At 70.7% G+C, this 9,415-nt stretch carries 8 protein-coding genes; all 8 read left to right on the top strand.

The features are described from left to right. The first annotated feature begins 177 nt into the window (after window positions 1–177). The 8 genes from ruvC to ACFW22_RS21230 all read left to right on the top strand — a co-directional run bounded on the left by ruvC (window position 178) and on the right by ACFW22_RS21230 (window position 9,308). Entirely contained in the window at window positions 178–744 is a 567-nt protein-coding gene (gene ruvC / locus ACFW22_RS21265) for a crossover junction endodeoxyribonuclease RuvC (protein WP_386406871.1), read from the top strand. Further along, complete coding sequence (ruvA, locus tag ACFW22_RS21260) at window positions 741–1,373, top strand: Holliday junction branch migration protein RuvA (protein ID WP_386406868.1); 633 nt, start codon at window positions 741–743, stop codon at window positions 1,371–1,373. Before ruvC ends, ruvA begins: the two co-directional genes overlap by 4 nt. Window positions 1,374–1,402: 29 nt before the next feature. Then, window positions 1,403–2,482 carry a Holliday junction branch migration DNA helicase RuvB gene (gene ruvB, locus ACFW22_RS21255; protein ID WP_386406865.1) on the top strand — a complete coding sequence of 360 codons (1,080 nt, stop codon included), beginning with the start codon at window positions 1,403–1,405 and terminating at the stop codon, window positions 2,480–2,482. Window positions 2,483–2,647: 165 nt separating this feature from the next. Beyond that, window positions 2,648–3,124: a preprotein translocase subunit YajC gene (gene yajC / locus ACFW22_RS21250; RefSeq protein ID WP_386406862.1), complete on the top strand. Its 477-nt coding sequence runs from the start codon at window positions 2,648–2,650 to the stop codon at window positions 3,122–3,124. Between the two features lie 144 nt (window positions 3,125–3,268). Next, on the top strand, window positions 3,269–5,026 hold the full coding sequence (gene secD / locus ACFW22_RS21245; RefSeq protein WP_386406859.1) for a protein translocase subunit SecD: 1,758 nt from the start codon (window positions 3,269–3,271) through the stop codon (window positions 5,024–5,026). 1 nt (window position 5,027) lies between these two features. Beyond that, entirely contained in the window at window positions 5,028–6,098 is a 1,071-nt protein-coding gene (gene secF, locus ACFW22_RS21240; RefSeq protein WP_386406856.1) for a protein translocase subunit SecF, read from the top strand. Then, on the top strand, window positions 6,095–6,646 hold the full coding sequence (locus ACFW22_RS21235) for an adenine phosphoribosyltransferase (RefSeq protein ID WP_386406853.1): 552 nt from the start codon (window positions 6,095–6,097) through the stop codon (window positions 6,644–6,646). Before secF ends, ACFW22_RS21235 begins: the two co-directional genes overlap by 4 nt. Window positions 6,647–6,836: 190 nt before the next feature. Continuing rightward, window positions 6,837–9,308: a RelA/SpoT family protein gene (locus ACFW22_RS21230; RefSeq protein ID WP_386406850.1), complete on the top strand. Its 2,472-nt coding sequence runs from the start codon at window positions 6,837–6,839 to the stop codon at window positions 9,306–9,308. The last annotated feature ends 107 nt before the right edge of the window (window positions 9,309–9,415 follow it).

The following is a 9,415-nucleotide window of genomic DNA, read 5'->3' as shown; positions in this document are numbered from 1 at the left end:
GCTGCGGGCCTCACCTTGTCCCCAACGGTCTCCGCCGGGGCCGTGGTCTGGTGCGGGGCGCCCCCCGCCCGGGGGGGGTCCGGCGGGGGGCGGCGGGGGAACCCCCCCGGGCGCCCCGCTGCGTTGTCAGTGGCAGCCGATAACCTGCACGAATACCTGATCGAAGGGAAGGGTGACGTGCGCGTTCTGGGGGTGGACCCGGGTCTTACCCGGTGCGGCATCGGCGTCGTCGAAGGAGTCGCCGGCCGGCCCCTGACCATGCTCGGCGTCGGAGTCGTCCGCACCGCCGCGGACGACGAGATCGGCGTCCGCCTCGTCGGCATCGAGCGCGGCATCGAGGAGTGGCTCGACCGCTACTCGCCCGAACTCGTCGCAGTGGAGCGCGTGTTCAGCCAGCACAACGTGCGCACCGTGATGGGCACGGCCCAGGCCAGCGCGGTCGCCATGCTCTGCGCCGCCCGGCGCGGCATCCCGGTCGCCCTCCACACCCCCAGCGAGGTCAAGGCCGCCGTCACCGGCAGCGGCCGGGCCGACAAGGCCCAGGTCGGAGCGATGGTGACCCGAGTGCTCCGGCTCTCCGCCCCGCCCAAGCCGGCCGACGCCGCCGACGCCCTCGCCCTCGCCATCTGCCACATCTGGCGGGCCCCCGCCCAGAACCGCCTCCAGCAGGCCGTCGCCGCCCACCACCGCCTCGGCGGGGCGGGCGCCCCGCACGCCTCCGCAGTGAAAGGCCGTATCCGATGATCGCCTTCGTGAGCGGCCCGGTCGCCGCCCTCGCCCCGACGACCGCCGTCGTCGAGGTCGGGGGGGTCGGCATGGCCGTCCAGTGCACCCCGAACACCATCGCGGGGCTCCGCCTCGGCGAGCACGCCCGCCTCGCCACCTCGCTCGTCGTGCGGGAGGACTCCCTCACCCTCTACGGCTTCGCCGACGACGACGAGCGGCAGGTCTTCGAACTGCTCCAGACCGCCAGCGGTGTCGGCCCCCGCCTCGCCCAGGCCATGCTCGGGGTGCACAGCCCCGACGCCCTGCGCCTCGCCGTCTCCACCGGCGACGAGAAGGCCCTCACCGCCGTCCCCGGCATCGGCAAGAAGGGCGCCCAGAAACTCCTCCTCGAACTGAAGGACAAGCTCGGAGCCCCGCTGGGCAGCAGCGGCCCGGTCGGCACCCAGCGCGCCGCGGCCACCGGCCCCGCCCCCTGGACCGAACAGCTCTCCGCAGCGCTCATCGGCCTCGGTTACGCCTTCCGGGAGGCCGAGGACGCCATCGCCGCCGTCACCCCGCAGGCCGAAGCAGCCCTTGCCGAGACCGGCTCCGTGCCCGTGCCGCACTTGCTCCGAGCCGCCCTCCAAACCCTCAACCGCGCCCGCTGACGATCCGCACCGACGAAGAGGCAATCACCGTGAACTGGGACGACGAGACGGCACCGGCCGCCGACGAGCGCATCGTCGGAGCCGCAGCCGAGGGGGACGACCAGGCCGTCGAGGCCGCCCTGCGCCCCAAGGACCTCAACGAGTTCGTCGGTCAGGAGAAGGTCCGCCAGCAGCTCGACCTCGTCCTCAAGGCCGCCCGCCAGCGCGGTGCGACCGCCGACCACGTGCTGCTCTCCGGTGCACCCGGCCTCGGCAAGACCACCCTCTCGATGATCATCGCTGCCGAGATGAACGCTCCGATCCGCATCACCTCCGGACCCGCCATCCAGCACGCCGGCGACCTCGCCGCGATCCTCTCCTCCCTCCAGGAGGGCGAGATCCTCTTCCTGGACGAGATCCACCGCATGTCCCGGCCCGCCGAGGAGATGCTCTACATGGCCATGGAGGACTTCCGCGTCGACGTCATCGTCGGCAAGGGCCCCGGCGCCACCGCCATCCCGCTGGAGCTCCCCCCCTTCACCCTGGTCGGCGCCACCACCCGGGCCGGGCTGCTACCGCCCCCGCTCCGCGACCGCTTCGGCTTCACCGGCCACATGGAGTTCTACGACCCGGCCGAGCTCCAGCGCGTCATCCACCGCTCCGCCGGACTCCTCGACGTGGAGATCGACCCCGACGGTGCCGCCGAGATCGCCGGCCGCTCCCGCGGCACCCCCCGCATCGCCAACCGCCTGCTGCGCCGCGTCCGCGACTACGCCCAGGTCAAGGCGGACGGCGTGATCACCCGCCAGATCTCCGAGGCGGCCCTCAGCGTCTACGAGGTGGACGGCCGCGGGCTCGACCGCCTGGACCGCGCCGTCCTGGAAGCGCTGCTGAAGCTCTTCGGCGGCGGGCCCGTCGGACTGTCCACCCTCGCGGTCGCCGTGGGGGAGGAACGCGAGACCGTCGAGGAGGTAGCCGAGCCCTTCCTCGTGCGCGAGGGACTACTGGCCCGTACGCCCCGTGGTCGGGTTGCGACTCCAGCGGCATGGACGCACCTCGGACTCGTTCCACCGCAGGCCGCGGGCCCTGCGGCGCCAGGAAGCGGACAACAGGGGCTCTTCGGGTCGTGACGGTGCGGACACTCGCCCGGACCGGAACCACGGTGCGATGCTGGACGTTGTTCCAACGATGCGGACTCGCCTAGACTCCGCCGATGCCGCCCGTTCCGGTCGGCGCGCCCACCCCCGAAGATCAGGCCGCGGGTTCTCCGCGACCGTGCGAAGGAAACCCGTCCCGTGAGCATCGTGACCCTCCTCCCCTTCATCGCCATCATCGGGGCCATGTTCCTGATGACCCGCTCTGCCAAGAAGAAGCAGCAGCAGGCAGCGCAGATGCGCGACGAGATGCAGCCCGGCACCGGCGTACGAACGATCGGGGGGATGTACGCCACCGTCAAGGAGATCGGCGACGAGACCGTTCTCCTCGAGGTTGCGCCCGGCGTGCACGCGGTCTACGCCAAGAACGCGATCGGCGCGGTCCTCGAGGACTCCGAGTACAACCGGATCGTCCACGGCGACGACGACTCGGAGACCGACACCGTCGTCCCCGACGACGCCTCTTCGCTGACCGAGGCCGTCGAGACCACGGACAAGGACGCGGAGACCGTCGAGGAGGCCCCGAAGGCCGACCTGACGAAGAAGTCGGACGCGGCCGAGGCCGGCGCCGAGGGGCAGAAGGACGGCAAGGCCGACGGCGAGGCCGACGCGAAGTAGTCGCGGCCGGGGACCGCGCGCACACCCACGGGCGCACGCGGTCCCCGGAACGGTTTCACGTCTGCGGGGGCAGGTCCCCACACACACTTCGTGGCCGTCTCACGCATACCCGGCGGAAGACGGTTGGACAGGGAGATACGACAGGTGGCAGCACCGAAGAAGGGCCGAAGGCCGGCGGGGGGACAGAGCCGTCCGGGCCGCGCCCTGGCACTCATCCTGATCGCCATGGTCGCGCTCACCGGCGGGATGTTCTGGTCGGGGCACACCACCCCGCGCCTCGGCATCGACCTCGCCGGAGGCACGTCGATCACGCTCAAGGCGAAGGCCGAGCCCGGCCAGAAGTCTGCGGTCAACGAGACCAACATGAACACGGCGGTCGGCATCATCGAGCGCCGCGTCAACGGTCTGGGTGTTTCCGAGGCCGAGGTCCAGACGCAGGGTGACGAGAACATCATCGTCAACATCCCCCGCGGGACGAACGAGAAGCAGGCCCGCGAGCAGGTCGGCACCACCGCCCAGCTGTACTTCCGGCCCGTCCTCGCCGCCATGCCGCAGGCCGCGCCGAGCGCCGAGACCTCCGGCACGCCGACGCCGACGCCGTCCGCCTCCGGCGCCACCGCCGGTGAGGGGTCGGCCACGCCGACGGCGACCGCCTCCACGCAGGGCCGCGCCCTCACCGAGGCCCTCAAGGCCCCGAGCCCCACGGCCACCGCGAGCGCCTCGACCTCCCCCTCCGTGCAGCCGGAGGCCACCGGAACCCCGCAGGCGACCCCGACGCCCGACGCCGCCACCACGGCGCTGGAGCAGAAGTTCACCGCCCTGAACTGCCTCGACCCCAAGCAGCGCGCCGCCGCCGGCCAGGGAGTCAAGTCGACCGAGCCCATCGTGGCCTGTGGCGAGGACGCCCCGGGCGCGTGGTCGAAGTACCTGCTCGGCCCGGCCGAGGTCGACGGCAAGGACGTCGACGACGCCAAGGGCGTCTTCGACCAGCAGCGCGGCATGTGGATCGTCACGATGGACTTCACCGACGGCGGTTCGAAGAAGTTCCAGTCGATCACCAGCAAGCTGTCGCAGCAGGCCGACCCGCAGAACCGCTTCGCGATCGTCCTCGACGGCGAGGTCGTCTCCGCCCCCTCGGTGCGCCAGACGCTCAGCGCCAGCGCCGAGATCTCCGGCAACTTCAACCAGCAGTCCGCCCAGGACCTCGGCAACATCCTGTCCTACGGCGCCCTGCCGCTGACCTTCCAGACCCAGAGCGTCGACACCGTCACCGCAGCGCTCGGCGGCGACCAGCTGGAGGCCGGTCTCATCGCCGGTGCGATCGGTCTCGGACTGGTCATCCTCTACCTGGTCGTCTACTACCGCGGCCTCTCGCTGATCGCCATCCTGAGCCTCGGCGTCTCCGCGCTCCTCACCTACGTGCTCATGGCCCTGCTCGGCCCGGCCATCGGCTTCGCGCTGAACCTGCCGGCCGTCTGCGGCGCCATCGTCGCCATCGGCATCACCGCCGACTCCTTCATCGTCTACTTCGAGCGGATCCGTGACGAGCTCCGCGAGGGCCGCAGCCTGCGCCCGGCCGTCGAGCGCGCCTGGCCGCGGGCCCGCCGCACCATCCTGGTCTCCGACTTCGTGTCGTTCCTGGCCGCGGCGGTCCTCTTCATCGTCACCGTCGGCAAGGTCCAGGGCTTCGCGTTCACGCTCGGCCTGACCACCCTGCTCGACATCGTCGTGGTGTTCTTCTTCACCAAGCCGGTCATGACGCTGCTCGCGCGGACCTCGTTCTTCGGCAACGGTCACCCCTGGTCCGGCCTGGACCCGAAGCGCCTCGGTGCCAAGCCTCCGCTGCGCCGTACCCGCCGCGCCACCCCCGTCGCCACCCCCGTCGACCCGAAGGAGGCGTGAGATGTCGAAGCTCGGAGATCTCGGCGCCCGGCTCCACCGCGGTGAGGTCGGCTACGACTTCATCGGCAACCGCAAGATCTGGTACGGCCTGTCCATCCTGATCACCATCACCGCCATCGTCGCCCTGGCCGTCCGCGGCCTCAACATGGGCATCGAATTCCAGGGCGGTGCCGTCTTCACCACCCCGAAGACGGACGTCTCCGTCAGCCAGGCCCAGGAGTACGCCGAAGAGGCCTCCGGCCACGACGCGATCGTCCAGCAGCTCGGCAACGGCTCCCTGCGCATCCAGGTCGGCGGCCTGGACACCGCGCAGTCCGACCAGGTCCGCGCGGAGCTCGCCAAGGACTTCAACCTCGCCGAGGACAAGATCGCGGCGGAGCTCGTCGGCCCCAGCTGGGGCGAGCAGATCGCCAACAAGGCCTGGACCGGCCTCGGGGTCTTCATGATCCTGGTGGTGATCTACCTCGCCATCGCCTTCGAGTGGCGGATGGCCGTGGCGGCACTCGTCGCCCTCATCCACGACCTCACGATCACGGTCGGCATCTACTCCCTGGTCGGCTTCGAGGTCACCGTCGGCACGGTCATCGGTCTGTTGACCATCCTCGGTTACTCGCTGTACGACACCGTCGTCGTCTTCGACTCCCTCAAGGAGCAGACGAAGGACATCACCAAGCAGACCCGCTTCACCTACAGCGAGCTCGCCAACCGCTCGATCAACGGCACCCTGGTCCGTTCGATCAACACCACCGTGGTCGCGCTGCTGCCGGTCGCCGGCCTGCTCTTCATCGGCGGTGGCTTCCTCGGCGCCGGCATGCTCAACGACATCTCGCTGTCGCTGTTCGTGGGTCTCGCCGCCGGCGCGTACTCCTCGATCTTCATCGCCACCCCGCTGGTCGCCGACCTCAAGGAGCGCGACCCCTCGATCAAGGCCCTCAGGAAGCGCATCCTGGCCAAGCGCGCCAGCGCCGCGGCCAAGGGAGAGCAGTTCGACGAGGAGGACGGTCCCGCTCCCGAGGCCGCCGTCGTCGGCCCCCGGCCGAGCCGCCGCGGCAGCCAGGAGCACCGAGGATGACCGCCGGGGCCCAGGACGTCACCGAGCTCCTGCTCAGCCGGATCCGTGACGTTCCCGACTATCCGAAGCCGGGCGTGCTGTTCAAGGACATCACGCCGCTGCTCGCGGACCCGACGGCGTTCACCGCCCTCACCGACGCCCTGGCCGCGCTGTGCTCCACGCACGGCGCGACCAAGATCGTCGGCCTGGAGGCCCGCGGCTTCATCCTGGCCGCTCCGGTGGCCGTCCGGGCCGGCCTCGGCTTCGTCCCGGTCCGCAAGGCCGGCAAGCTCCCCGGGGCCACCCTCCGACAGGCCTACGAGCTGGAGTACGGCACCGCCGAGATCGAGGTGCACGCCGAGGACCTGGTCCCCGGCGACCGGGTCATGGTCATCGACGACGTCCTCGCCACCGGAGGCACCGCCGAGGCGTCCATCGAGCTGATCCGTCGTGCCGGCGCCGAGGTCGCAGGCGTCGCGGTGCTCATGGAACTCGGCTTCCTCCCGGGCCGCGCCCGGCTGGAGCCGAACCTCAACGGCGCGCCGCTCCAGGCGCTGATCACGGTCTGACGTCGGGATTCGCACCGATGAGGGGCGCTCCGGGGAATCCCCGGAGCGCCCCTCGCGTTCTTCCGGACGCCCCTGATGCCCGCCCGGAAGGAGTCCGAAACCCGGGCGCGTGAGCACCGACAGTCTTGGCTCGATACCATGGCCTTTCCGGGGCCTGACCGGGGGATCCGGAACCGCACGAGGAGCGCTCTTGCCAGACGAGGCCCAGCCACTCTCCGCCGCGCAGCCCGACCCGAAGGCCGAAAAGGCCGCGCCGGGGTCCGGCACGTCCCAGAACGAGCCAGCGGAGACCAGGCCCACGCCCCCCGCTGCGCCCGCCCCCGCACCGTCCTCTCCCTCTCCCGAGCGCCCCGCCCCCGCCCGCCCGGGCGGCTCGTCCAACCGGGTCCGCGCCCGCCTCGCCCGGCTCGGCGTGCAGCGCTCCTCCCCGTACAACCCGGTCCTCGAACCCCTGCTGCGGATCGTCCGCTCCAACGATCCCAAGATCGAGACGTCGACGCTCCGCCAGGTCGAGCGGGCCTACCAGGTCGCCGAGCGCTGGCACCGCGGGCAGAAGCGCAAGAGCGGCGACCCGTACATCACGCACCCGCTCGCCGTCACCACCATCCTCGCCGAGCTCGGCATGGACCCGGCCACGCTGATGGCCGGACTGCTCCACGACACCGTCGAGGACACCGAATACGGCCTCGACACCCTGCGCCGCGACTTCGGCGACCAGGTCGCCCTGCTCGTCGACGGCGTCACCAAGCTCGACAAGGTCAAATTCGGCGAAGCGGCCCAGGCCGAGACCGTCCGCAAGATGGTCGTCGCCATGGCCAAGGACCCGCGCGTCCTGGTCATCAAGCTCGCCGACCGCCTGCACAACATGCGCACCATGCGCTACCTCAAGCGGGAGAAGCAGGAGAAGAAGGCCCGCGAGACCCTTGAGATCTATGCGCCGCTGGCCCACCGGCTGGGCATGAACACCATCAAGTGGGAGCTCGAGGACCTCGCCTTCGCGATCCTCTACCCCAAGATGTACGACGAGATCGTCCGACTCGTCGCCGAGCGCGCCCCCAAACGCGACGAGTACCTCGCCATAGTGACCGACGAGGTCCAGGCCGACCTGCGTGCCGCTCGGATCAAGGCCACCGTCACCGGACGGCCGAAGCACTACTACAGCGTCTACCAGAAGATGATCGTCCGCGGCCGTGACTTCGCGGAGATCTACGACCTGGTCGGCATCCGCGTCCTCGTCGACACGGTGCGGGACTGCTATGCCGCCCTCGGCACCGTCCACGCGCGGTGGAACCCGGTCCCCGGCCGGTTCAAGGACTACATCGCGATGCCCAAGTTCAACATGTACCAGTCGCTGCACACGACGGTCATCGGGCCCAACGGCAAGCCCGTCGAGCTCCAGATCCGGACCTTCGACATGCACCGGCGCGCCGAGTACGGCATCGCCGCGCACTGGAAGTACAAGCAGGAGGCCGTCGCCGGTGCCTCCAAGGTCCGCGCCGACGTGCCGAAGAAGGCGGGCAAGGACGACCACCTCAACGACATGGCGTGGCTGCGGCAGCTCCTCGACTGGCAGAAGGAGACCGAGGACCCCGGTGAGTTCCTGGAGTCGCTGCGCTTCGACCTCTCCCGCAACGAGGTCTTCGTCTTCACGCCGAAGGGCGACGTCATCGCCCTGCCCGCCGGTGCCACCCCGGTCGACTTCTCCTACGCGGTCCACACCGAGGTCGGCCACCGCACGATAGGAGCACGGGTCAACGGACGGCTGGTGCCGCTCGAATCGACCCTGGACAACGGCGACCTGGTCGAGGTCTTCACCTCCAAGGCGGCCGGCGCGGGGCCCTCCCGGGACTGGCTGGGATTCGTCAAGTCACCGCGCGCCCGGAACAAGATCCGCGCCTGGTTCTCCAAGGAACGCCGGGACGAGGCCATCGAGCAGGGCAAGGACGCCATCGCGCGGGCCATGCGCAAGCAGAACCTGCCGATCCAGCGGATCCTGACCGGTGACTCCCTCGTCACCCTCGCCCACGAGATGCGCTACAACGACATCTCCTCGTTGTACGCGGCGATCGGCGAGGGGCACGTCACCGCGCAGTCCATCGTGCAGAAGCTGGTCCAGGCGCTCGGCGGCGAAGAGGCCGCCACCGAAGAGATCGACGAGGCCGCCCCGCCCACCCGGGGGCGTTCCAAGCGCCGCTCCAGTGCCGATCCCGGCGTCGTCGTCAAGGGCGTCGAGGACGTCTGGGTGAAGCTGGCCCGCTGCTGCACCCCCGTGCCCGGCGATCCGATCATCGGGTTCGTCACCCGCGGCAGCGGCGTGTCCGTCCACCGCAGCGACTGCGTCAACGTGGAGTCGCTGTCCAGGGAACCGGAGCGGATCCTCGAGGTCGAATGGGCACCGACCCAGTCCTCGGTCTTCCTGGTCGCCATCCAGGTGGAGGCCCTGGACCGCTCCCGGCTCCTCTCCGACGTCACCCGGGTCCTCTCGGACCAGCACGTCAACATCCTCTCGGCGGCCGTCCAGACCTCCCGTGACCGGGTCGCCACCTCGCGCTTCACCTTCGAAATGGGCGACCCGAAGCACCTGGGCCACGTCCTGAAGGCCGTGCGCGGGGTCGAGGGCGTCTACGACGTGTACCGGGTGACCTCGGCCCGCCGCCCCTAGACGCGTTCCGAAAGCCCCGCCCGCCCCGCACTCCGGGGCGAACGGGGCCGCGCTTCCGGCACGCGTCCCGGTCAGCACGAAGGGGGCGGCCCCGGTACTTCCGTACC

Origin of the sequence: Streptomyces sp. NPDC058872, from assembly GCF_042743065.1 — a bacterium.
Taxonomy (GTDB): Bacteria; Actinomycetota; Actinomycetes; order Streptomycetales; family Streptomycetaceae; genus Streptomyces.
Note: the sequence above shows the minus strand (reverse complement) of the source record. Positions and strands in the feature narration are given on the sequence as shown.

What these genes read in the sequence shown, in the direction of transcription:
- ruvA (WP_386406868.1), top strand. Translation starts at nt 741, where the DNA reads ATGATCGCCTTCGTGAGCGGCCCGGTCGCCGCCCTCGCCCCGACGACC.
- ACFW22_RS21235 (WP_386406853.1), top strand. Translation starts at nt 6,095, where the DNA reads ATGACCGCCGGGGCCCAGGACGTCACCGAGCTCCTGCTCAGCCGGATC.
- secF (WP_386406856.1), top strand. Translation starts at nt 5,028, where the DNA reads ATGTCGAAGCTCGGAGATCTCGGCGCCCGGCTCCACCGCGGTGAGGTC.